Origin of the sequence: Limnohabitans sp. Hippo4 (assembly GCF_003063605.1) — a bacterium.
Lineage (GTDB): Bacteria > Pseudomonadota > Gammaproteobacteria > Burkholderiales > Burkholderiaceae_C > Limnohabitans_A.
In genome coordinates, this window is the sequence record NZ_NESE01000003.1 from 22,644 (window position 1) to 46,480 (window position 23,837).

Below are 23,837 nucleotides of genomic sequence, written 5' to 3' on the forward strand. Positions count from 1 at the left end.
ATTTACCCTATGTTTTGAGAATTTTTCCCAAACCCTACTCAACCCATTGAATGACTTTGCGAACTTCCGTTTTCAAGCGCTTGAAACTTTCTTCGGCATCTTGTGCACTGGTATCGATGCTGAGATCGGCTTTGGAATAAAACGCAGAGCGTCCTTCCAAAATGCGTTTCAAATCTTCCATCGCCTCGGGACTGGCGGCCATGGGGCGCAGGTCACCTTGCGCAGCGACGCGTGACATGTGGTCGTTGGCACTGGCTTGCAACCACACGGTGGTGCAATGGGTCAGCAGCAAATTGAAATTGGCGGAGTCAGAGACCAAACCACCCGGCGTGGCAATCACCACCTCTGGGTAAATTTGAATGGCCTCTTCCAATGCACGTCGCTCATATCGGCGATACGCATTGGCACCATACAAGTTGTGAATTTCACTGATTTGGCACCCTGCAAACTTTTCAATTTCACGGCTGAGTTCAATGAACGTAAAACCCAAATCATCGGCCAAACGCTGGCCCAGTGTGGTTTTGCCAGCCCCTCGCAAACCAATGAGGGCAATGCGGGTGCGGCGTGCTGTGGCGTCACCACTTTCACCAAACATTTCTGTCAACTGAACGCGCGCACGACGCAGATCGGCCTCTGTGCGCTTGCTGAGCAGTTCACGAATCAACAACCATTCGGGTGAGCTGGTGCTGATGTCACCCAACAATTCTGCCAATGAACATTGCAATGCATGCGACACCTGCAACAACACCAACACAGAGACATTGCCTGTGCCGTACTCCAAATTGGCCAAGTGCCGTTCTGACACATCGGCCGCTAAAGCGACTGCTTTTCGGGTCATGCCTTTGCGAGAACGCAAGTTGCGCACACGATCACCCAGCGCCATCAAAAATGGGCTGCGCAGGGGCTCTAAAGAGCTACCCACTTCAACAAATGCGGTCGATGATTCGGTCACCGAAGTCTCCAAAGACAATGAATTGGCGATGCTGATTTTTCAAAATAAAGGGAAAACCCTGATTTTTCATGACAGACAAAACATGCACTTTATTGCATACTCGTCCGCAAGCAAGATAGTGCATTTATACCGCGAGTTGTCCTAAAGCCCAAGCGTTTTAATGCACACCATCCAAATTTTTGATCAAGATCACGGAGATCAACATGACGCTGCCCTCAGCCCCACCCGCGCAATTCAACTTCGCGCAATTTTTGATCGCAGCCAACAACAGTCGCAAAGACAAGACCGCGCTCATCGACGATATCGGCAGCCTCACTTATGGCGAAATGGGTGAACAGATCAGAGCCTGTGCAGCGGGTCTGCGCAAGTTGGGACTCAAGCGCGAAGAGCGCGTGCTCTTGCTGATGCAAGACAGCACCGATTGGGTTGTGTCATTTTTGGGCGCTCTTTATGCTGGGGTGGTGCCCGTGGCGGTCAATACGCTGTTAACAGCGGACGACTATGCCTTCATGATCAACAACAGCCGCGCGCAAGCGGCCTTGGTGTCCTCCGCATTGCTGGGCACGTTGAATGCCGCCATTGCACAAGGCACCAAAAGCATCAAACACATCGTGGTCTCACGCCACGAGGGTGATTTGCCTGCACCCAACCTGCACTTCAAGGATTTCTTGGCTTCGGCAACAGGCCCCAGCTTGCCTGCCGAAACACATGCCGACGAACCCGCCTTCTGGCTGTTCTCTTCAGGTTCTACTGGCAACCCCAAAGGCACAGTGCATACCCAAGGCAATTTGTATTGGACTGCGCAGTTATATGGCAAAGGCGTGTTGGCTTTAACGTCTAACGACGTGGTGTTCTCAGCTGCCAAATTGTTCTTTGCATACGGTTTGGGCAATGCCCTCACCTTCCCGCTAAGCGTTGGCGCCAGCGTGGTCTTGATGGCTGAACGTCCCACACCCCAAGCCACCTTCAAACGTTTGGTGGAACACAAGCCCACCGTGTTTTACGGCGCGCCCACAGGTTACGGCGGTATGTTGGCAAGCCCTGACTTACCCACCAAAGACAAAGTGGCCTTGCGCCTTTGCTCATCTGCAGGCGAGGCCTTGCCCGCAGACATTGGCGAACGTTGGACGGCTCAATTTGGCTGCGAAATCATTGACGGCATTGGCTCGACTGAAATGCTGCACGTGTTCTTGTCCAACACACCAGGCGATGTGCGCTATGGCACCACTGGCAAACCTGTACCCGGCTACGAAGTGCAATTGCGCGGCGAACAAGGTGAAGTGCTGACCGGCCACAACGAGATCGGCGACTTGTACATCAAAGGCCCTTCAGCCGCTTTGATGTATTGGAACAACCGAGAAAAATCTCGCGACACCTTTCAAGGTGAATGGACCAAGAGTGGCGACAAATACTCGCGCGACCCCGAAGGCTATTACACCTATGCTGGCCGCAATGACGACATGCTGAAAGTCAGTGGCATCTATGTGTCACCTTTTGAAGTGGAATCAACCTTGGTTCAGCATCCCGCCATTTTGGAAGCCGCCGTCATTGGCAAAGTGGACGCCGATGGCCTGACCAAAACCAAAGCTTTCATTGTGCTGAAGGCGGGACAAAGCTTGACCGAAGAAGAGGTGAAGTCCTTTGTGAAAGAGCGTTTGGCGCCCTACAAATACCCACGCTTCATTCAATTCATCACCGAACTGCCCAAAACCGCCACAGGCAAAATTCAACGATTCCGTTTGCGCGATTTGGAAAACAAAAAGGCTTGAAAGCCTAAGCCTTCAAGCCTTTGCGAAGTGGCCTCATTCAGATGCCACTGCTTTTTGTATCAAGTGTTTTTTGACACAGTGATGGTTGGGAACTTGGCAGAAAAGTCCTTGGCCTTGGCCGCAATTTTGATGGCCACTTGGCGCGCCACCGATTTGTAAATGCTGGCCACTTCGCCATCGGGATCGGCCACCACAGTAGGTTTGCCATTGTCAGCTTGCAAACGAATTTGCATGTTCAAGGGCAAGGCACCCAGGTAGTCCATTTGGTAGTTCTCGGCCATTTTCTTGCCGCCATCAGCGCCAAAGATGTGCTCAACATGACCGCAGTTTGTACAGACATGAACCGCCATGTTTTCCACAATGCCCAAAATAGGCACGCCTACTTTTTCAAACATCTTGATGCCCTTTTTGGCATCCAACAAAGCGATGTCTTGGGGTGTGGTCACAATCACGGCGCCTGTCATGGGCACGCGTTGGCTGAGGGTGAGTTGAATGTCACCCGTGCCAGGAGGCATGTCGATGATCAAATAATCCAGGTCTTTCCAATTGGTTTGACGAAGCAGCTGCTCAAGGGCCTGAGTGGCCATCGGGCCGCGCCAAATCATGGCCTCGTCTTGGTTCACCAAGAAACCAATTGACATGACTTGCACGCCATAGTTTTCCATGGGCTCCATGGTTTTGCCGTCTTCGCTCTCAGGACGGCCTTCAATGCCCATCATCATGGGCTGGCTGGGGCCGTAAATGTCGGCGTCGAGCAAGCCCACACTGGCGCCCTCTGCGGCCAGCGCCAAGGCCAAATTGACTGCCGTGGTGCTCTTTCCCACGCCGCCTTTGCCAGACGCAACAGCGATGATGTTTTTGACTTGCGGCAGCAAGGCCACACCGCGCTGAGCTGCGTGAGCCACAATTTTCATGGTGACGTTGGCCGAGACATTGGTCACGCCGGGAACCTGCTTGGCAGCGGCAATGAGGGCATTGCGCAAACCCGGAATCTGGCTCTTGGCGGGATAGCCCAACTCAACGTCAAATGCCACATTGCCGCCGTCTACCACCAGGTTTTTCAGGGCTTTGGTGGAGACAAAATCTTTGCCGGTGTTGGGATCGATGACCGATTCGAGGGCTTTTTGGAGTTGTTCTGGGGTCGACATGTGAAACTTTCTGCGAATGGCCGGAAGTTTAGCGACATCAAGTGGCTGAAGCCCATAAAATCAAGGATTCCCCTACAAATTGACCCCTCATGTCTGCCTCGTCTGTTTCGAACCTCACTGCTGCCCAGCGACAAATTTTTGTCACGACCGCATTGCCTTATGCCAATGGCAATTTCCACATCGGTCACATCATGGAGTACATCCAGGCCGACATCTGGGTTCGCGCACAACGCATGCAAGGCCATGAGGTGCATTTCGTGTGCGCTGACGATGCGCACGGTGCCCCCATCATGATTGCCGCCGAAAAAGCCGGCATCACACCTCAACAGTTTGTGGCCAACATTGCAGCGGGCCGCAAACCCTATCTCGACGGCTTTCACATTGCCTTTGACAATTGGCATTCCACCGATGGCCCCGAGAACCACGAACTGGCGCAGCAAATTTACCGCGACCTCAAAGCCGCCGGCTTGATTGCCACCAAAACCATTGAGCAATTCTTTGACCCCGAAAAGTCAATGTTCTTGCCCGACCGCTTCATCAAAGGCGAGTGCCCCAAGTGTGGCGCCAAAGACCAGTACGGCGACAGCTGCGAATCTTGCGGTGCGGTTTACTCGCCCACAGAGGTCAAGAACCCCTACTCCGCTTTGTCTGGCGCAACACCCGTGCTCAAACAATCGGAGCACTACTTCTTCAAATTGTCTGACCCACGCTGCGTTGAGTTCCTTGAAAAATGGACACACGACACCGGCCGCCTGCAGCCCGAAGTGCTGAACAAAATCAAAGAGTGGTTTGCGAAAGACGAAGAGGGTCAAGGCGGCCTGGGCGACTGGGACATCAGCCGCGACGCACCTTACTTCGGCATTGAAATTCCCGACGCACCCGGCAAATATTTTTATGTGTGGCTCGATGCGCCCATTGGCTACTTGGCTTCGCTCAAAAACTATTTGGGCAAGATCGGTGTGGACTACAACGCCTACATCAACAACCCCAATGTCGAGCAGTACCACTTCATTGGCAAAGACATCACGTATTTCCATACGCTGTTCTGGCCGGCCATGCTGCACTTCAGCGGCCGCAAAACACCCAATGCGGTCTATGTGCACGGCTTCTTAACCGTCAGCGGCGAGAAGATGAGCAAGAGCCGCGGCACCGGCCTCGACCCGCTCAAGTATTTGAAGCTCGGCATGAACCCCGAGTGGTTGCGTTACTACATTGCCGCCAAACTCAATGGCCGCAACGAAGACGTCGATTTCAACCCCGAAGACTTCATGGCCCGCGTCAACTCCGACTTGGTGGGCAAGTACATCAACATCGCATCGCGCGCTGCAGGCTTCATTGCCAAGCGATTGGGCGGCAAGTTGGGCACGGTGTCGGCTGATGGCCAGGCTTTGCTGAAGCAATTGCACGAAGGCGTGCCCCCTATTGCCAAACTTTATGACGAGCGTGACTACGCCAAAGCCCTGCGCGAAGTGATGCTCTTGGCCGATCGCGTGAACGAGTACGTCGATCAAAACAAACCTTGGGAATTGGCCAAACAAGAAGGCATGGATGCACGCCTGCACGACGTTTGCACCACCTGCATTGAAGCCTTCCGTTTGCTCAGCCTGATGCTCAAGCCGGTGCTGCCTTCATTGGCCAGCAACGTGGAAAAATTCTTGAACATCGATGCCATGAACTTCACCCATGTGCAAGCTTCCCTGGGTGCAGGTCACGCCATCAACGACTACAAACATTTGATGCAGCGTGTGGATGTGGCCATGCTCGATGCCTTGTTCGAAGCGCCCGAGCCCATGGTTGAAGCGGCACCGCTGCCAGGTGGCGAGGCCATTGCGCCCACCATCTCGATTGATGACTTCGCCAAAGTAGATTTGCGCATCGCGCAGATCGTGCAATGCGAAGCAGTGGAAGGTTCGACCAAACTCTTGCGCCTCACTTTGGATGTGGGCGAAGGCAAACACCGCAATGTGTTCAGTGGCATTGCCAGCGTTTACAAACCTGAAGACTTGGTGGGCAAGCTCACCGTGATGGTGGCCAATTTGGCGCCGCGCAAAATGAAGTTTGGTGTGTCTGAAGGCATGGTGCTGGCCGCCAGCCATGCCGATGAAAAAGCCGAACCCGGCATTTATGTGTTGAACCCATGGCCCGGTGCAAAACCTGGCATGCGCATTCACTGATCGGCGTCACATCAAAGGCCATTTGCAACGCTACACTGACACATGGCCTTTTTCTTTCGCCCCAAGCTCGTTGACTCGTTAAAGGCTTACTCGCGCGAGCAGCTGGGCGCTGACATCGCCGCTGGACTTACCGTTGGCGTGGTGGCCTTGCCCTTGGCCATGGCCTTCGCCATTGCCTCTGGCCTCAAACCCGAAGCGGGTTTGTTCACCGCCATCATTGCAGGCTTCATCATTTCTGCATTGGGTGGCAGCAAGGTCCAAATTGGCGGTCCAGCCGGCGCCTTCATCGTCATTGTGTATGGCATCTTGGAACGCTATGGGTTGGCCAATCTAATCATTGCCACCGCCGCATCGGGCGTGCTCTTGTTCATCATGGGCTTGCTCAAATTGGGTACCCTCATTCGCTTCATTCCGGTGGCGGTGGTGATCGGTTTCACCAACGGCATTGCTGTGCTCATCATGCTGTCTCAGGCCAAAGATTTTTTGGGTCTCCAAGTGAACAACATGCCCGCCGACTTCTTTGGCATCTTGCGCGCTTTGAGCGATGCATTGCCCAGCTTTCAACCCACTTCTTTTGCTTTGGCTTTGGGATCTCTCCTGTTGATTGTGGTGTGGCAACGCACTTTTGCAGCTCGCCCGTCACAAACTCAAGCCAGTGGCTTGCGCCGCACATTGCAAGTCATCCCAGGCTCCATCGTGGCCTTGGTCGTAGCCACTTTGGTGGCGCAAAGCTTGAGCTTGCCTGTGGAAACCATTGGCAGCAAATTTGGCGGTATCCCTTCCGCGTTGCCCAGCTTTGTGTGGCCCGAGTTCAGCTTGGAGGCATTGAAGAACTTGAGCATGCCCATCTTCACCATCACCTTGTTGGGCGCCATTGAGTCATTGTTGTGCGCACGCATTGCCGATGGCCTGATTGGCGACAGGCACAACCCCAATCAAGAACTGATGGCGCAAGGCGTGGCCAACTTTGTCACACCCTTCTTTGGTGGCATGCCCGCCACAGGCACCATTGCGCGGACCGTGACCAACGTGAAAAGTGGCGGACGCTCGCCGGTCGCAGGCATGGTGCATGCGCTGACCTTGTTGGTGGTGGTGTGGGTGGCCGCGCCGCTGGCCAACCACGTGCCCTTGGCTGCCTTGGCCGCCATCTTGATGTTTGTGGCATGGAACATGGGTGAATGGCACGCATTTTCTGATTTGAAACAGTTCCGTGCGCCCTATCGCATCACCCTGCTGGCTGTGTTTTTGCTCACCGTGATGGTCGACCTGACAGTGGCGGTTGAATTTGGCTTGTTTGCGGCTTGCGTGACCTTCATTTACCGAATTTCCAACCTCAGCCGGGTGGAGCAACTGTCGCCTGTGGACACCCAAGCCCTGATTGGCCAAGACGGACGCATCAGCGCTTATCGGTTTTACGGCGCTTTGTTCTTTGGTGCGGTCAAACTGGTGGAGGCCATCGAAGACCACTTACCGCAAAAAGCGGTCATTTTGGACCTCAAAAACATCATTTACATCGATTCTTCAGGCGCTGATGCCTTGATGGCATTGGCGCAGGTCTGTCAAAAACGGCAGGTTCGACTCTTGATCTGTGGCCTGAACCACCAACCCATGGACATTGCCAAGCGCACAGGGCTTCTGGATTTGGTCGGCAAGGACTGCCAGCCCGATTGGGGCACGGGCCTCGAAACCGCCTTGTCGTCAGAAAACCTCTAGCGCCAGCCCGCTAAAATACGGACTTCTAACCAGAAAGCGCTTTGTCATGTCGCTCTTGCATTTTTTCCGTCGTCCAGACTATCAGTCCGACGCCACACAATTCATTGAACAGCTCAAAGCTGACCGCCCGCATTTGGATGCCGCCCAACAAGAAGCCCGCGCTTTGTTGTGGAACGCATCAGTTGACCGTCATGTGTTGAAAGAATTCAACGAAGGTCGCGTCGCTCAAAAACCTTACGTCTATCAGACTAAAGGTTGAAACTTTTGGAAAACACGGCCACATCTCCCGAGGTTCTTCCCGCGATTGACAACACCGCGGGCTTGCCCGAGGTCATCGACCACGTGGCCGTGGCACGCCTGTATGGCGAGCCTTTGTTTTCCATGCCCAACGACCTCTACATCCCACCGGATGCCTTGGAGGTTTTTCTAGAGGCCTTTGAAGGTCCTCTGGACTTGTTGTTGTATTTGATTCGCAAGCAAAATTTCAACATCCTCGACATTCCCATGGCGGCGGTCACGCGCCAGTACCTCAGCTATGTCGACGAAATTCGCGAGCACAACTTAGAGTTGGCCGCTGAATATTTGCTGATGGCGGCCATGCTGATTGAAATCAAATCACGCATGTTGCTGCCACCCAAGAAAGTGGCTGAAGGTCAAGAACCCGAAGACCCACGTGCCGAATTGGTTCGCCGTTTGCTCGAGTACGAGCAAATGAAAATGGCCTCCATGCAATTGGGCAATTTGCCCCAATACGGCCGCGACTTCCTGAAGGCACAGGTTTACATCGAGCAAAGTTTGCAACCCCGCTTCCCCGATGTTCATTTGGTGGAATTGCAAGAAGCCTGGCGCGACATTCTGAAGCGTGCCAAGTTGGTACAGCATCACAAAATTTCGCGCGAAGAGCTCAGCGTGCGCGAGCACATGAGCATCGTCTTGAAGCACCTTCAAGGCCGCAAGTTTGTGGAGTTTGAAAACTTGTTCGATCCCAGCAAAGGCACACCGGTGTTGGTGGTCACCTTCATTGCACTACTGGAACTGGCCAAAGAAACTTTGATTGAAATCACGCAAGCCGAAGCATTCGCTCCCATCTACGTGCGCTTGGCCTTCACACCTGCATAAGCCTGGCAAAACCACTGCCCCGAATGGGTCAGGAACTTGAAGCCGCTTCGCCTTTGGCACCCCGTCCCATCAATGCGGCGACGGCTTCGGCAGGTTTCAACTGGCCATCGAGCAAGGCCACAACCGCTTGTGCAATGGGCATTTCAACCCCCAAGGCCATTGCGCGCTTGACCACAGTGCGCGCGCTGTAAACCCCTTCGGCCACATGCCCCAATGATTGAACGGCTTGCTGCAAATCCATGCCTTGCGCCAGCAACAAACCCACTTTGCGATTGCGACTTAAATCACCTGTGGCAGTGAGCACCAAATCGCCCAAGCCAGACAAGCCCATGAAGGTTTCGGGCTTGGCGCCCAAGGCTACGCCCAAGCGCGTCATTTCAGACAAGCCACGTGTGATCAACGCGGCGCGGGCATTCAAACCAAGGTTCAAGCCATCGCACAAACCTGTGGCAATCGCCAATACGTTTTTAACTGCACCACCCACCTCAACGCCCACAATGTCCTCGTTGGCATAAACGCGCAAACTGGCACTGTGAAACGCATCCACCAACAACTGACGCACCTTGGGGTGCGCACTGGCAGCCACCAAAGCGGTTGGCTGTGCTGTGGCCACTTCCAAGGCAAAGCTAGGACCACTTAAAGCCCCCGCTTGAAGTTGGGGAGCGACTTGCTGACACACCTCATGCGGCATGGCACCCGATTCAACACCTTGGCTACCCGCTTCAAAGCCTTTGCAAAGCCAAGCCACGGGCACCTGCACATCTTTCAAGGTCATCAACATGCTGCGCAAAGCAGACATGGGCGTGCCAATCACAATCAAATCGTGCTGCTGTGCCCATGCGGCCAATTCAGACACAGGCGTGCTGACACACTGCAATGACGCAGGAAAAAGAATCCCAGGCAAATAGCGCTGATTGCTTCTTTGGGATTGAAGTTCTTTGGCAGCAGCAGGGTCACGCGTCCACAACTGAACGTGATGCCCTGTGCCCTCACGGCTGGCACTGATGGCCAGCGCGGTGCCCCAAGCACCTGCCCCGATGACCGCAATCTTCAGGCTCAAGCTGAGGCCTTGGTGATGAATTTACTGAACTTGAGGTGCAGCCGCCGCTTGGCCCGCAGCTTCAGCTTGTTGCTGCTCATACATGGCTTGGAAGTTGATTTCGGCCAAGTGCACAGGCGGGAAGCCAGCGCGAGTGACCATGTCGGCCACATTGCCACGCAGGTAGGGGTACACGATTTGGGGGCAAGCGATGCCCATGATGGGGCCCATTTGGTCTTCAGGCAAATTGCGGATTTCGAAAATGCCTGCTTGTTTGCACTCCACCAAAAAGACCGTTTTGTCTTCAATTTTGGTGTGCACGGTGGCCGTGACGCAAATTTCGTAAACGCCTTCAGCCGCCTGGTTGGCTTCCACACCCAATTGAATGTCGACCGCAGGTTGTTGTTGCTCCAACAAAATGGCGGGTGAGTTGGGCTGCTCCAAAGACGCTTCCTTCATGTAAACGCGTTGGATTTGGAACACGGGGGTGTTGGCTTCTGACATAAATAATTTTGCTTTGAGGGTGATCATCCCTGCGGCCGCTTGAACAAGCCCCAACCGCGGGTTCAGGTCAGATTATCACCGATGGCAGGGGGCGCAAAAGCCCCCCCTGCAAAGATCAGCTGGCTTGCAGCAACGGCATCAAGCCGCCTTTGGCATCCAAAGCCATCAGGTCATCACAGCCACCCACATGCGTCTCACCGATGAAGATTTGAGGCACTGTGCGGCGACCCGTGATTTTCATCATGTGTTCACGCGCTTCAGGTTGGGTGTCGATCCTGATTTCCTCAATGTCCGTGACGCCTTTGGACTTCAAGACTTGTTTGGCGCGGACACAGTAGGGGCAAACGGCCGTTGTGTACATCTTCACTTGTGGCATGACAACTCCAGATTCGATGGTTATGCTTTTTCAACAGGCAGGTTGGCTTCGCGCCATGACTTCAAACCGCCGGACAAGGCCTGCGCACGTTCAAAGCCCAGCTTCTGGGCTTGGGCCGCAGCGCGGCTGGCACGGCCACCCACTTGGCAGACCATGATGACCGGCAGGCTTTTGTTTTTGACCAACTGGGGCAGTTGTTGCTCAAGCTGACCCAAGGGAATGTTTTTGGAGCCGACCACATGGCCTTGGGCAAATTCGGCAGGCTCGCAGACATCAATGACCACCGCTTTTTCACGGTTCATGAGCAGAACCGCTTCGGAAGGTTCCACCCCACCGGCAGCACCTTTGGTAATGGCTGGCCAAAAAAGCGCCAAGGCTGAGGCCGCAGCCACGGAAACCAACATCCAGTTTTCAATCAAAAAATTCACAAAAAACCCTTAAAAAGTTCACATGCAGCACATTTCACGGCCGCACGCCAGATTCGAATTCTAAAATGGCGAACGGAAAACCGTATTGTCCTCTCTGATTAAACCTTTCACCATGTACAAATTCGTTCTCATTCGCCACGGCGAGTCCACTTGGAATTTAGAAAATCGCTTCACTGGCTGGACCGATGTTGATTTAACCCCCACCGGCATTGAACAAGCCAAAGCCGCTGGTCGTCTTCTGAAAGCCGAAGGCTATGAGTTTGACTTGGCCTACACCAGCGTCTTAAAGCGCGCCATTCACACGCTGTGGCACACCTTGGATGCCATGGACCGCCAATGGCTGCCTGTGCACAACAGCTGGCGTTTGAACGAGCGTCACTACGGTGCGCTCCAAGGCTTGAACAAAGCTGAAACTGCCAAAAAGTATGGCGATGATCAGGTTTTGGTCTGGCGCCGCAGTTTTGACACGCCGCCACCCGCTTTGGAGCCGCAAGACCCCCGCTGCGAACGTGGTGACCTGCGTTACGCCAAGATCAACGCCCAAGACGTGCCATTGACCGAATGCCTCAAAGACACGGTGGCGCGTGTGGTGCCTTTTTGGACCGAGTCCATGGCACCTGCCATCAAAGCAGGCAAGCGCGTGGTGGTGGCCGCCCACGGCAACTCCATTCGAGCACTGATCAAGTACTTGGACAACATTTCAGACGACGACATCGTGAACTTGAACATCCCCAATGGCATCCCATTGGTGTACGAGCTCGATGCCAATTTAAAGCCTGTCAAAAAATACTATTTGGGTGATGCCGAAGCAGCCGCCAAAGCGGCAGCGGCTGTGGCCAGCCAAGGCAAGGCCTAATTACCACCAAGACAATCCCTGATGCCTCCAAACTTGGGCGTCAGGGTGTATATTGGTTCAAAAGGAGACCCTCTGGGTCAATGAACATGGGTCAAAAATTGAAAATAGTGGGCTGGTTAAGCGTGGGCGCCTTGGCGGGTGCACTCACTACGGTGTCCTTGCAAACCACGGCACGAGGCGCGTTTGCGCCTTTGCCACTCGAAGAGTTGCAGCAATTGGCTGCCGTGTTTGGCATGGTGAAAAGCGACTACGTCGAAGCTGTGGATGAGAAAAAACTCATCACTGAAGCCATCTCGGGCATGGTCGCCAGTCTCGACCCCCACTCTCAATATTTTGACAAGAAAAGCTTCAAAGAATTCAGCGAAGGCACATCCGGTCGATTCGTCGGCGTGGGCATTGAGATCACCCAAGAAGAAGGTGTGGTCAAAGTGGTGTCACCCATTGAAGGTTCTCCCGCAGACCGGGCTGGCCTCAAAACCAATGACCTGATCACCAAGATTGACGACACTTTCGTCAAAGGCTTGTCCATGAACGATGCGGTGAAACGCATGCGTGGCGAGCCCAACACCAAAGTGCTCTTGACCATTTTCCGCAAAGACGAGAGCCGCACCTTCACCGTCACCATCGTGCGGGAAGAAATCAAAACACAATCGGTCAAAGCCAAACTTTTGGATTCTGGTTACGGTTGGATTCGGGTGTCTCAGTTCCAAGAACGCACCGTCGAAGACTTTTCTAAGAAGATAGAAGACATGTACAAACAAGAACCCAAGCTCAAAGGCTTGGTGCTTGATTTGCGCAACGACCCCGGTGGTTTGCTCGATGCAGCAGTGGCCTTGTCTGCCGCTTTCTTGCCAGAAAACGCCACGGTGGTGTCCACCAACGGCCAGTTGGAAGAAAGCAAGTTTGTCTACAAAGCAGCGCCGCAGTTTTGGCGCCGCAGTGCCGATGTCGATCCCATTCAGCGACTCACCCAAAACACCCAAGGTCAGTTGAAAAAAGTACCGCTGGTGGTGTTGGTCAATGAAGGCTCTGCTTCAGCCAGCGAAATTGTGGCCGGTGCATTGCAAGATCACAAACGCGCTGTGGTCATGGGCAGCCAAACATTTGGCAAAGGCTCCGTGCAGACGGTGCGCCAACTGGGTCCTGACACCGCATTGAAACTCACCACAGCGCGTTACTACACACCCAGTGGTCGCTCCATCCAAGCCAAAGGCATCTTGCCCGACGTGATGCTGGACGAAACCGAGAACGGCAATGTGTTTGCAGCCTTGCGTACACGTGAAGAAGATTTGGAAAAGCATTTGGGCAATGGCCAAGAAGCCGAGAAGAAAAACGAAGAGCGCCAAAAGGCACGTGAAGAAGCGCTGAAGAAATTGGAAGCAGAAGCCAAAAAACCACAGTCCGAAAGACGACCCCCTGAGTTTGGCTCCGACAAAGACTTCCAACTCAACCAAGCCTTGAACCAACTCAAAGGTTTGCCCGTCAAAGTGAGCGCCACTTTGGCCGCGCGCAAAGAAGAGAAAAAAGACAAGTAAGCGCCCATGAGGGACGACCAACTCCTGCGCTATTCGCGCCACATTCTGCTGGACGAATGGGGTGTTGAAGGGCAGGAGCGAGTGAACGCATCGCATGCACTCATCATTGGTGCGGGTGGCTTAGGCTCTCCAGTTGCTTTGTATTTGGCCAGCGCAGGCGTAGGCCGCATCAGCCTGGTGGACAATGACCACGTAGATGTCACCAATTTGCAGCGCCAAATTGCGCACACACAGGCACGTGTGGGCCAAGCCAAAGTTGAATCGCTGCGTGCCGCCATGAGCGCCATCAATCCCGATGTTCACATCAGCACACATGCCATGAAGGCTGATGCCACTTTGTTGCACAGCTTGGTTCCCCAAGCCGATGTGATCCTGGATTGCACCGACAATTTCGAAATACGCCACGCCATCAACTTGGCATGTGTGACGCATGGCAAACCCCTGGTCTCTGGCGCTGCCTTGCGTCTTGATGGCCAATTGGCGGTGTACGACACACAGCACACCGAGTCACCGTGCTACGCCTGTGTGTTTCCGCCGACTCAAAATTTTGAAGAAACCCGATGCGCCACCATGGGCGTGCTGGCACCGCTGGTTGGCGTGATCGGCAGTTTGCAAGCCACCGAGGCACTCAAAATTTTGAGTGGTATGGGCAGCAGTTTGCGCGGACAACTGATGATGTTCAATGCGCAACACATGGAATGGCAAACCCTTCAAACACATCGCCAAGCCCATTGCCCTGTGTGCAGCAGCTTGCGCCGCTAAGCGTTTGCCTGAAGGTCCTCGGCAGGTAAATGCCTCTATGATTGCCGCATGAATTCTCTCCAAGCTTGGTTGCCCTTTCTCAAGTGGCCGCGCTTAAGCGCTCAGCTGTTTCGACAAGAGTGGCTCGCCGGCTTTTCGGTGGCCCTGCTCATGGTGCCGCAATCGGTGGCCTACGCCGCGTTGGCGGGCATGCCCTTGGTCACCGGTCTCTACGCGGCTTTATTGCCAGCTGTGGTGGGCGTGATGTGGGGTGGGTCAACCCGTTTGTCCATTGGCCCCTCCGCCCTCACCTGCGTTCTCATCAGTGCGTCGCTGGCTGGCATGGCGCAACCGGCCAGTTCACATTGGGTGCACTTGGCCGTTTGGTTGGCACTCATTGCGGGCGCCTTGCAATTGCTGATGGGCATCATGCGTTATGGCTGGCTGCTCAACCTGATCAGCTCGCCCGTCATGATGGGATTTACACAAGCTGCAGGTTTGTTGGTCATGGCCTCTCAATTGCCCGCCATCACAGGCTGGCAAGCAGGCGGCTCTGTGCAAGTGTCAGATCTGGCATTTGGACTGATCAGCCTGGCCTCCCTCTTTGCCGCCAAAAAATGGTTGCCCAAATGGCCCAGCATCATGTTGGTGGTGGCCGCGTCTGCGGTCATCAGCTATGCCATCGGTTTTGCCGAACAAGGTGGCACAGTGATTGGCGCTTTGCCAACGTCCTTGCCCGAACTTTCGCTACCGCCTCTGATCACTTGGACCGAGCTGGGCATGTTGGCGGGGCCTGCGGTGTTGATCGCCTTGGTGAGTTTTTTGGAGGCTGCTTCAAGCGCCAAAACTGAAAATCAAAAAGACGGCACCTTATGGCAAGAGAACCAAGATTTGATTGGACAAGGACTGGCCAAAATCACTTCTGCGCTTTGCGGCAGTTTTGCAACCAGTACCTCGTTTTCCAGGTCCGCCATCAGTTTGGCATCAGGCGCCAAAACTGGGTGGGCCGTGATCGGCACCACGTCCTTTGTGCTCTTGGCGGTGTTTGCTTCACCCGCCTTGTTTCATGTGCCGCGAGCGGTGTTGGCGGCCATTGTGATTTTGGCTGTCTCGAGTTTGATTCAACCCAAAGCTTTTGTGAAGCTCTGGCACATATCACGCATTGAAGCCATCACGGCTGGCCTGACCTTTGCCATCACACTGCTCAGCACGCCTCGAATTTATTGGGGTGTATTGGCTGGGGTGCTGATGGGCCTGAGCCACTTTTTGCATACGCGTCTTCATCCACGCATCATCGAAGTGGGCCTGCATGAAGATGGCAGCCTGCGCGATCGTCACCTTTGGCAACTGCCCGCCATCACGTCCGATGTGCTTGCTTTGCGCATGGATGCCGAGCTCGACTTTGCTGCGGCCAGCAGCTTTGAAAAATACATCACTGAAAAATTGCGTGATTTGCCGCACATTCAACATGTGTGCTTGTTTGCACAGCCCATCAATCGCATCGATGCCACGGGCGTCGAAACCATGCAGCAGTTGCGCAAGCAATTGACACAAGCTCACATCCAGCTGCACATCAGCGGCATCAAACTGCCCGTTGAAAAAGCACTGCGTTTGGCAGGCGAGTTAGATGGCAAAGACGGCGTAAAGTTGTACCGCACCGACATTGAGGCCGTCAACGCATTGCGCGCCTTGCAAGCCTTGCCCGACGACATTTCAGGCATGGCCATTTAAATTCAGGCACTCACAATCCAGCCTTCGAGTGGATCAAAATTGGGCAAGCCATAGTTGGCCAGTTGCCCAGCCGCTTCAGCCGCAGCGTGTTGCGTTGCAGCCCAAGCGACTTGCACCATGCACAGCACCGCATCCAAGCTGTCGCCCGATGCATCGGCCAACAAAGTGTCGTGCTGTGAAGCACTCAGTTTCAAGCGAAGACCCAAGCGCGTTTGCGCCATGTCAAGGGCGTGCAAAATGTCTTTGCGTGCCACCCACCGTTCAGGCGTTTGTTTTTGTTTGTCGTCGCTTTTGTAACTTCTGTGCCCCACCACTTCACGCGCCAGCAAACCTGGGTAGGCTTCTAAAGCAACACAGTCGGGCCGCCCTGTCTGCAGGCCAGGCAAGGTCCAAGCAGCTTGCCGCAGCAAAGGCACACCTGCATGCATCATCCAAGCCACAGGAGGATTGACCCATTTCATGGAGGGGCTAGACCCCGCAGGTAGATCTGTCTTGCGATGCGCAAACTTCGACCCTGCCGGCCTGGCATCGCAGAAAGATTTGAACAACTGCCGCAATTCCTCGCGCGAATGGGCGGCAAAGCGGTCCATGCATTCAGGCCAGGTGCTTGGCCAGTGAACAGCTTCTACCCATTCTCTGGGCAAGCCAAAGGGCAAATCAAAACCGCCTACACAGGGCTGACCATCGGGCGCAGGTTGTTGAAGGAATTCTTGAAACGATGAGAGGGTTTCAAACTGTTGCAATTGCTTCAGTTGAACACTGCCTCGGTGCACGGCACCCAATGCCACCACGATGGGTTTGCGCTTGCTGGGGCTGCTTGAAAAATCGCATCCCAGCAAACACAAGGCAGAAAGATCAGGCGCGCCCAATGATGGAAGCCGTGGCCATCAGTTCTTCCAGCAATGCCAGAGAAACTGAACCAGAGACACTGTAGGGGTCGAGCTCTGCACGCTCGGAGTACTTGAGCAAGATGCTGGTGTTGACACGTGCCACATCGACTTGGCCCATGGTCCAACCACTGAAGCGGCGCTCTGAAATTTCTTCGTAATGCAGCAAGACCACATCTTTGTGACGCGCGTCTTTTTGAATGTGGCCATAGAGGTCACTGACGGCTTCACGACCACCTTCGATGGCCTGCAAAAAGATACCGCCGCCGTAAACCAGAATGCCTGTGATGCCAGTGCTGGGGTTGAACTGTCGAGACTGCGCCAAAATGGATTCAATGACATCGGGGTGAGCATCCACCGCACGACTGGCGTAAAGTAAACGGACCAACATGTTCAGGCCTTTCTGGGGATCAATGACAAGAATTCACGGCGCAAGTTGGCGTCTTTCAAGAACACACCGCGCATGACCGAATTGATCATTTTGCTGTCCATGTCTTTGACACCCCGCCAGCCCATGCAAAAGTGGCTGGCCTCCATCACGATAGCCAAACCATCGGGTTGTGTTTTGCGCTGAATCAAATCAGCCAACTGAACCACAGCTTCTTCTTGAATTTGAGGACGTCCCATGATCCATTCGGCCAAACGAGCGTACTTGGACAGGCCAATGACGTTGGTGTGTTCATTCGGCAAGACGCCAATCCAGATTTGACCAATGACAGGGCACAGGTGGTGGCTGCAAGCGCTGCGCACAGTGATGGGGCCCACAATCATGAGTTCGTTCAAATGCTCGGCATTGGGAAACTCTGTGACTTCGGGGCCTTCAACATAGCGGCCTTTGAAGACTTCCTTCAAATACATTTTGGCCACACGCCGCGCTGTGTCTTGGGTGTTGTGATCGTTTTGCGTGTCGATCACCATGCTGTCCAACACCGTTTGCATTTTGCCTGCAACTTCGTCGAGCAAATGATCTAACTCACCGGGCTGGATGAACTCAGCGATGTTGTCGTTGGCATTGAATCGTTTGCGCGCAGCCTTGATGCGCTCGCGAATCTTCACGGAAACCGGCGTACCAATGTCCTCAGCGTTTAAATGGACGGGTGCATTCATAAGCGTTTTTTGAAAAGTCAAACCCTGATCCTACCAGTGATTGATGCCATTGCAAGGTGTAGGGCTTGGCAACAACAGGGCATGCCGAGGTGCTCAGTAACGATTTCCTGTCAGCCAAATTGCAAAACGCATCAAGCCAAAGGCCACCCAGTCCATGCCGCGCTGAAGCTTTGAGCGCGTCAGCAACGCCTCTGCGACGACCCGTTGACTGCCCGTCTCAATGGCTTGGCTCAAAGCTTCGTGCAATTGCTTGGCAAAAAACCCATCGACCACCACCACATTGGCTTCGCGGGCTAACAACAAGCTAAAGGGGTCGAGGTTGGAAGAACCCACGGTGGCCCAAGGATGGGCATGATGCGCATCGATGACGGCCACTTTGGCGTGCAAAAAACTCTCGGTGTATTCGTAAATCTCAACCCCTGCGGCCATCAATTGACGGTAAACCGGTCGGACAGCGTGGTATTGCATGAAGTACTCGTACCGCCCTTGCAACAAGAGTTGTACCCGAACACCCCTTTGAGCCGCGTGAATCAGCGCTTGGCGCAATTTGCGGCCCGGCAAGAAATAGGCATTGGCCATCACAATGTCGTGGCGCGCCATGCCAATGGCACGCCGATAGGCCTTTTCAATTTGACTGCGATGCAACACGTTGTCTCGCAGCAGCAAGCCAGCTCGCGCCACCCAACTCTGACCTTGCGCCGCTTGGGCATCTTGTAACCATGGCAGATGCACACCAGCGGCCCTGAATGAGCTGAATGCCTCCGGAAAGTTTTGTTGTCGCACATGTCGAACGGCTTGCATGCGCCACCACAGTTGCGTCGTAGTCTCTTGCACTTGCTGCACCAGCGCACCTGTGGCGCAAACGGCAAAATCCAAACGAGGTGATTTCAAAGCCCCGTAATAAGGGTCATGCCAATCGTCCAAGACATTGATGCCGCCACAGAAAGCCAAGTGACCATCGATGACACACAGTTTGCGATGCAAGCGTCGCCATCGACTGGGGATCAAAAGGCCCAAGGTCCCAAGCGGGGAGTAAACACGCCACACCACACCAGATTCATCGAATCGAGCTCGCCACTCTTCGCTCAAACGAGGCGTCCCCACACCGTCCACCACCACCCACACCCTCAACCCTCTTCGGCCAGCCCTCTCCAAGGCTGCAGCCACCAGCGCACCCGCTGCGTGAAAGTCAAAAATATAAGTTTCGAGGTGAATGTGCGAACGGGCAGCATCAATGGCCCGAATCAGCTCTGGAAAAAACTCTGCGCCACCCTTCAACAACTTGATTTGATGGCCATCGTGCAAAGGGGGACGGTTTTTCATCGTTCAAACTTTGCGACCAAGGGCAAATGGTCAGACATGCGTTGCCAAATTTTGCCATGCGGGACCATTTGACTCACTGGCGTTAAGCCTCTGGCGTAGACGTGATCGAGTTGCACCATGGGCAAGCGAGAGGGGTAAGTGGGCTGCGCATCGGTTGGCCATTCGTGCAAGCTTTCGCGCTGCATCATGCGTGTGATGCGGGTACCCCAATCGTTGAAATCGCCCGCCACCAACAAGGGGGCATCTTCAGGCACTTCACGTGCAATGTACTTGTGCAATTGCGCGACTTGGCGCACACGGCTGGCCGGAATCAAGCCTAGATGCACCACGATGACATGGACAGAGATGGGCGCAGTGGGACTGCTGTGTGCCGCTCTGGCATCCCCCACCTGAACCTCCACATGCAACAAACCCCGCTGCTCAAAGCGATGGTCTGAGATGTCTTCATGCCGATGCGAGACGACTGGCCAGCGCGACAACAAAGCGTTGCCGTGTTCCCCATGACGAGTGACCGCATTGGTTCGATAGACCGCCTCATAACCAGGTGGCGCTAAAAATTCTGCTTGTGGCAACTCCGGCCAATGCTTGAAGTATTTCTCTTCTCGGCGATGGACTTTTCTGACCTCTTGCAGGCACACGATGTCCGCATCCAACTGCTCAATGGCCAAACCCAAGTTGTGGATTTCCAAACGTCGCGCTGGCCCCAAACCTTGTACACCCTTGTGGATGTTGTAGGTGGCCACTTTCAAAAAGGCTGGCTTTTCAGTGGGCATGGTTAAGCGCCATCCTGTGCCATCCAGTGTGGCAACATCAAAATGGCTTCGGCATTTGACGGCGAGAAGCAAAGGTCTGCGGCATCACGCCAAGCATGCCATTGGTGCTCGGTGTGTTCTGTTGGGCTGAGTTGAACTGGCAGCCTGTGGGGCAAGGCCAAGCCAAACACACGCTCTCGGTTATGCGTGACATGGGGCGCATAACGCCATCGCCAAGCCGGGTAAATTTCGTAGGTGTTTTCTAGTCCCCAATCGGTCAATTTCAAATGGGGGTGCAAAGCGTCTAAGCCTGTTTCTTCCATCACTTCACGGCGCGCCGTTTCTTCCCAAGTTTCATGGACAGCATCTTTGCTTCCTGTCACCGATTGCCAAGTGCCCGCATCGGCGCGGCGAATCAGCAAGACATCGGCTTGGGCGGTGTAAATCACCACCAAGACAGACTCAGGAATTTTGTAGGAACTGGCACTCATTGCATGAACATTCTGCATGAACTTTCAGGTTCAAGCTGCACTTTCACAGACAGCTTGATGAAACGCCTATGATCACCCCATGCACCGTTCAGAAACAACCCCCTCCTCTCCAGTGGCCTTGAGCGCTTCTGCCACCCAACTGACTTGGCAAGAAAATGGCCATGACTGTCAGGATGAATGGCGCAGCGAACGCGGCGCGCCTGCTCCCAAACGGGTTGTCTTGGCCGATGACACCCTCAGTGCCGACAGCGCTTACCGCTTGGCCTGTGCCGGAACCGGCATGCTGTGGCGAGGTGACTTCCAGAACGCCCGCTTGTTGCTGCAAGCTTTGGCACGCCGTTGCGATGCGCCTAAAAAAGTGCGTCGAGCGTCCAAAACCCATCCTGAGGTGACGCACACCCCCCAAGAGAATTTCCATTTGCACCGCCAAGCCCAATCGCAGCGCGCGCGCACCTTGAGCATGATCTTGATTCAAGTCAATCCAGACCGACAGATCAGCCTGCGCCGAGCGCCCGATTGGCGCGAAGCGATGAAGGAAGCTTGGGGCCCCGCAGGCACCACAGGCTGCGTCACTTCTTTGCGTGAATTGCTCGGACTGGTGGGTGCGCATGAATGGCATCAAAAGGGCATGGAAATTTCTGCCCTGGGCAGCGCGCCCCACAACCGCATTCACCCCAGCTATGGCGTTTTCTCACCCGTGCGCGGCGAGTACATTCAGTTGGTGGCCGACGCGCCTTTGCCCAGCACCGAATTGGCATTTGACATTGGCACGGGCACAGGCGTGCTGTCTGCCGTTTTGGCCAAGCGAGGCGTCAAACGCGTGGTGGGCACCGATCTCGATCCGCGTGCCTTGTCTTGTGCCAAAGACAACATCCAGCGCTTGGGCCTGAAAGACAAAGTTGAATTGGTACAAGCCAACCTCTTTCCAGATGGCAAAGCACCCCTGATCGTCTGCAACCCCCCTTGGTTGCCCGCACGTGCCAGCGCCCCCATTGAACGGGCCATCTACGATGAAAACAGCGCCATGCTCAAGGGCTTCTTGGCAGGACTGGCAGCGCACCTTGCACCCAAGGGCGAAGGCTGGTTGATCTTGTCAGACTTGGCGGAGCATTTGGGTTTGCGAACTCGCGCAGAACTCGAAGCGTGGATTGCAGAGGGCGGCTTGAAGGTGATTGGCAAACTCGACACCAAAGCCGAGCACAAGAAAGTTCAAGATCAAAGTGATCCTTTGCATGCCGCTCGTGCTGCAGAGCTCACTTCTTTGTGGCGCCTGGCTGCCAAGTAATCTACCCAATTTAAAGCAGAACGTGGGCAACATGCCCTCATGAAAAAAGGCCGCTGATGCGGCCTTTTTGCTTTAAGCCTTGACGGCTTCGGGGTTGCGCACACGAATGTGCAATTCGCGCAATTGTTTTTCGTCCACAGGGCTGGGGGCTTGGGTCAGCAAGCACTGCGCACGTTGTGTTTTGGGGAAGGCAATCACGTCGCGGATGGACTCGGCACCGGTCATCAAGGTGATGATGCGGTCCAAACCGAAGGCCAAGCCGCCGTGAGGTGGCGCGCCGTATTGCAAAGCGTCGAGCAAGAAGCCAAACTTGAGTTGGGCTTCTTCGGGTGTGATCTTCAAAGCATCAAACACTTTTTGTTGCACGTCGGCGCGGTGAATACGCACAGAACCACCGCCAATTTCCCAACCATTCAAGACCATGTCATAGCCTTTGGCAATGCACTTCTCGGGGGCTGTGACCATCCAGTCTTCGTGGCCGTCTTTGGGCGCTGTAAAGGGGTGGTGCACGGCGGTGTAACGCTGTGACTCGTCGTCGTACTCGAACATGGGGAAATCGACCACCCACATTGGCGCCCAACGGTCTTCGAACAAGCCAGATTTTTTGGCGAATTCGCTGTGACCAATTTTGAGGCGCAAAGCACCGATTGAATCGTTGACCACTTTGGCTTTGTCGGCACCGAAGAACAAGATGTCGCCGTCTTGTGCGTTGGTGCGTTTCAGAATTTCGGCAATGGCGGCATCGTGCAAGTTCTTCACGATAGGGCTTTGCAAACCGTCGCGGCCTTTGGCCACTTCGTTGACCTTGATCCAGGCCAAACCTTTGGCGCCGTAAATTTTGACGAATTCGGTGTAACCATCGATCTCGCCGCGGCTGATGTCAGAACCACCGGGTACGCGTAAGGCCACCACACGACCACCAGGCGTTGTGGCAGGTGTGCTGAACACTTTGAAGTCCACATCGCCCATGATGTCGGTCAATTCTGTGAACTCCAACTTGACGCGCAAGTCGGGCTTGTCTGAGCCGAAGCGGTGCATGGCTTCGGCGTAAGCCATGACAGGGAAGGTGCCCAGGTCAATGTTCAAAACCTTCTTGAACACGCTGCTGATCATGCCCTGGAACATGTCACGGATTTCTTGCTCGCCCAAGAAGGACGTTTCAATATCAATCTGCGTGAATTCGGGCTGACGGTCGGCGCGCAAGTCTTCATCGCGGAAGCACTTGGTGATTTGGTAGTAACGGTCGTAGCCGGCCACCATCAACAATTGCTTGAACAACTGAGGCGATTGGGGCAACGCAAAGAACTGACCATCGTGCACACGGCTTGGCACCAAGTAATCGCGCGCGCCTTCGGGCGTGCTCTTGGTCAGCATGGGGGTTTCAATGTCGATGAAGCCGTTCTCGTCCAAGAACTTGCGCACTTCCATGGCCACTTTGTAACGCAGCATCAGGTTGTTTTGCATGTAGGGACGGCGTAGGTCCAGCACGCGGTGCGTGAGGCGAGTGGTTTCAGACAGGTTGTCGTCGTCCAACAAGAAAGGCGGCGTGACCGAGGGGTTGAGCACCGTCAGTTCGTGGCACAAGATTTCAATCTTGCCGCTTTTGAGGTTGTCGTTGGTGGTGCCTTCGGGGCGCGCACGGACCAAGCCTTTGATCTGAATGCAAAACTCGTTGCGGAGGCCTTCAGCGGTTTTGAACATGTCGGCGCGATCGGGGTCGCACACCACCTGCACATAGCCTTCGCGGTCACGCACGTCGACGAAGATCACGCCACCGTGGTCACGACGGCGATTGACCCAACCGCACAAAGTGACGGTTTGGCCCATCAGGGCTTCGGTGACAAGACCGCAGTAGTGTGAACGCATAGACATGGAGAGGATCTTTCAGTTGAAAAATTGAAGCGGGT

At 54.5% G+C, this 23,837-nt stretch carries 23 protein-coding genes; 10 read left to right on the forward strand and 13 right to left on the reverse strand.

What is annotated here, in order from left to right:
* Nucleotides 1-34: 34 nt before the first annotated feature.
* Nucleotides 35-952 (reverse strand): helix-turn-helix transcriptional regulator, encoded by a 918-nt coding sequence (locus tag B9Z46_RS09100; protein ID WP_055361838.1) that lies wholly within the window; start codon nt 950-952, stop codon nt 35-37.
* Between the two features lie 203 nt (nt 953-1,155).
* Here B9Z46_RS09100 and B9Z46_RS09105 point away from each other — a divergent pair, with 203 nt between their 5' ends.
* Nucleotides 1,156-2,721 (forward strand): benzoate-CoA ligase family protein, encoded by a 1,566-nt coding sequence (locus B9Z46_RS09105; protein ID WP_108256432.1) that lies wholly within the window; start codon nt 1,156-1,158, stop codon nt 2,719-2,721.
* A gap of 59 nt (nt 2,722-2,780) precedes the next feature.
* Here B9Z46_RS09105 and apbC read toward each other — a convergent pair whose 3' ends face one another.
* The gene (gene apbC / locus B9Z46_RS09110; protein WP_055359880.1) at nt 2,781-3,869 is read right to left on the reverse strand and encodes an iron-sulfur cluster carrier protein ApbC; all 1,089 of its coding nucleotides are present in this window, start codon (nt 3,867-3,869) and stop codon (nt 2,781-2,783) included.
* An 89-nt stretch (nt 3,870-3,958) separates the two neighbouring features.
* Between apbC and metG the strand changes: the two genes are divergently transcribed.
* From metG to B9Z46_RS09130, 4 genes are read left to right on the forward strand one after another with little or no spacing between them, the layout of a single operon-like run.
* Nucleotides 3,959-6,043: a methionine--tRNA ligase gene (gene metG, locus B9Z46_RS09115; RefSeq protein WP_055359879.1), complete on the forward strand. Its 2,085-nt coding sequence runs from the start codon at nt 3,959-3,961 to the stop codon at nt 6,041-6,043.
* Between the two features lie 42 nt (nt 6,044-6,085).
* The gene (locus B9Z46_RS09120; protein ID WP_108255916.1) at nt 6,086-7,756 is read left to right on the forward strand and encodes a SulP family inorganic anion transporter; all 1,671 of its coding nucleotides are present in this window, start codon (nt 6,086-6,088) and stop codon (nt 7,754-7,756) included.
* Nucleotides 7,757-7,811: 55 nt separating this feature from the next.
* A complete protein-coding gene (locus B9Z46_RS09125) occupies nt 7,812-8,015 on the forward strand; it encodes a DUF3460 family protein (RefSeq protein WP_108256435.1) in 204 nt (67 codons plus the stop codon).
* A 5-nt stretch (nt 8,016-8,020) separates the two neighbouring features.
* Nucleotides 8,021-8,875, forward strand: coding sequence for a ScpA family protein (locus B9Z46_RS09130; RefSeq protein ID WP_055359876.1), 855 nt, complete (start codon nt 8,021-8,023; stop codon nt 8,873-8,875).
* 28 nt (nt 8,876-8,903) lie between these two features.
* Here the strand turns inward: B9Z46_RS09130 and B9Z46_RS09135 are convergent, their stop codons facing one another.
* The 4 genes from B9Z46_RS09135 to B9Z46_RS09150 all read right to left on the reverse strand — a co-directional run bounded on the left by B9Z46_RS09135 (nt 8,904) and on the right by B9Z46_RS09150 (nt 11,222).
* Nucleotides 8,904-9,929, reverse strand: coding sequence for an NAD(P)H-dependent glycerol-3-phosphate dehydrogenase (locus B9Z46_RS09135; RefSeq protein ID WP_108256437.1), 1,026 nt, complete (start codon nt 9,927-9,929; stop codon nt 8,904-8,906).
* Between the two features lie 27 nt (nt 9,930-9,956).
* On the reverse strand, nt 9,957-10,418 hold the full coding sequence (secB, locus tag B9Z46_RS09140) for a protein-export chaperone SecB (RefSeq protein WP_055361835.1): 462 nt from the start codon (nt 10,416-10,418) through the stop codon (nt 9,957-9,959).
* A 115-nt stretch (nt 10,419-10,533) separates the two neighbouring features.
* A complete protein-coding gene (grxC, locus tag B9Z46_RS09145) occupies nt 10,534-10,794 on the reverse strand; it encodes a glutaredoxin 3 (RefSeq protein ID WP_108255918.1) in 261 nt (86 codons plus the stop codon).
* 20 nt (nt 10,795-10,814) lie between these two features.
* Nucleotides 10,815-11,222 carry a rhodanese-like domain-containing protein gene (locus B9Z46_RS09150; RefSeq protein WP_055359874.1) on the reverse strand — a complete coding sequence of 136 codons (408 nt, stop codon included), beginning with the start codon at nt 11,220-11,222 and terminating at the stop codon, nt 10,815-10,817.
* 112 nt (nt 11,223-11,334) lie between these two features.
* On the opposite strand from B9Z46_RS09150, the gene gpmA reads away from it, so the two are divergent.
* The 4 genes from gpmA (at nt 11,335) to B9Z46_RS09170 (ending at nt 16,085) form a co-directional block, all read left to right on the forward strand.
* On the forward strand, nt 11,335-12,078 hold the full coding sequence (gene gpmA, locus B9Z46_RS09155) for a 2,3-diphosphoglycerate-dependent phosphoglycerate mutase (RefSeq protein ID WP_055359873.1): 744 nt from the start codon (nt 11,335-11,337) through the stop codon (nt 12,076-12,078).
* Nucleotides 12,079-12,164: 86 nt separating this feature from the next.
* Complete coding sequence (locus B9Z46_RS09160; protein WP_108256439.1) at nt 12,165-13,613, forward strand: S41 family peptidase; 1,449 nt, start codon at nt 12,165-12,167, stop codon at nt 13,611-13,613.
* A 6-nt stretch (nt 13,614-13,619) separates the two neighbouring features.
* Nucleotides 13,620-14,375 carry a HesA/MoeB/ThiF family protein gene (locus B9Z46_RS09165; protein WP_108255920.1) on the forward strand — a complete coding sequence of 252 codons (756 nt, stop codon included), beginning with the start codon at nt 13,620-13,622 and terminating at the stop codon, nt 14,373-14,375.
* A 48-nt stretch (nt 14,376-14,423) separates the two neighbouring features.
* Entirely contained in the window at nt 14,424-16,085 is a 1,662-nt protein-coding gene (locus B9Z46_RS09170) for a SulP family inorganic anion transporter (RefSeq protein WP_108255922.1), read from the forward strand.
* Between the two features lie 2 nt (nt 16,086-16,087).
* On the opposite strand, the gene B9Z46_RS09175 is transcribed toward B9Z46_RS09170, so the two are convergent.
* The 6 genes from B9Z46_RS09175 to nudB form a co-directional block, all read right to left on the reverse strand.
* Nucleotides 16,088-16,954 carry a DUF429 domain-containing protein gene (locus tag B9Z46_RS09175; RefSeq protein WP_233245971.1) on the reverse strand — a complete coding sequence of 289 codons (867 nt, stop codon included), beginning with the start codon at nt 16,952-16,954 and terminating at the stop codon, nt 16,088-16,090.
* The gene (locus B9Z46_RS09180) at nt 16,941-17,363 is read right to left on the reverse strand and encodes a BLUF domain-containing protein (RefSeq protein ID WP_108255924.1); all 423 of its coding nucleotides are present in this window, start codon (nt 17,361-17,363) and stop codon (nt 16,941-16,943) included. The genes B9Z46_RS09175 and B9Z46_RS09180 overlap by 14 nt, the downstream gene beginning before the upstream one ends.
* A gap of 2 nt (nt 17,364-17,365) precedes the next feature.
* Nucleotides 17,366-18,079 carry a GTP cyclohydrolase I gene (gene folE, locus B9Z46_RS09185; protein ID WP_055359869.1) on the reverse strand — a complete coding sequence of 238 codons (714 nt, stop codon included), beginning with the start codon at nt 18,077-18,079 and terminating at the stop codon, nt 17,366-17,368.
* Between the two features lie 93 nt (nt 18,080-18,172).
* Nucleotides 18,173-19,402 (reverse strand): cardiolipin synthase ClsB, encoded by a 1,230-nt coding sequence (clsB, locus tag B9Z46_RS09190; RefSeq protein ID WP_055359868.1) that lies wholly within the window; start codon nt 19,400-19,402, stop codon nt 18,173-18,175.
* Nucleotides 19,399-20,175 carry an endonuclease/exonuclease/phosphatase family protein gene (locus B9Z46_RS09195; protein ID WP_108255926.1) on the reverse strand — a complete coding sequence of 259 codons (777 nt, stop codon included), beginning with the start codon at nt 20,173-20,175 and terminating at the stop codon, nt 19,399-19,401. The genes clsB and B9Z46_RS09195 overlap by 4 nt, the downstream gene beginning before the upstream one ends.
* Before the next feature lie 2 nt (nt 20,176-20,177).
* Nucleotides 20,178-20,645, reverse strand: a complete 468-nt coding sequence (gene nudB / locus B9Z46_RS09200; RefSeq protein ID WP_108255928.1) for a dihydroneopterin triphosphate diphosphatase — start codon at nt 20,643-20,645, stop codon at nt 20,178-20,180.
* A 79-nt stretch (nt 20,646-20,724) separates the two neighbouring features.
* Here nudB and B9Z46_RS09205 point away from each other — a divergent pair, with 79 nt between their 5' ends.
* A complete protein-coding gene (locus B9Z46_RS09205) occupies nt 20,725-21,930 on the forward strand; it encodes a class I SAM-dependent methyltransferase (protein ID WP_108255930.1) in 1,206 nt (401 codons plus the stop codon).
* 72 nt (nt 21,931-22,002) lie between these two features.
* Here the strand turns inward: B9Z46_RS09205 and aspS are convergent, their stop codons facing one another.
* Complete coding sequence (aspS, locus tag B9Z46_RS09210; protein ID WP_108255932.1) at nt 22,003-23,802, reverse strand: aspartate--tRNA ligase; 1,800 nt, start codon at nt 23,800-23,802, stop codon at nt 22,003-22,005.
* Nucleotides 23,803-23,837: the final 35 nt, after the last annotated feature.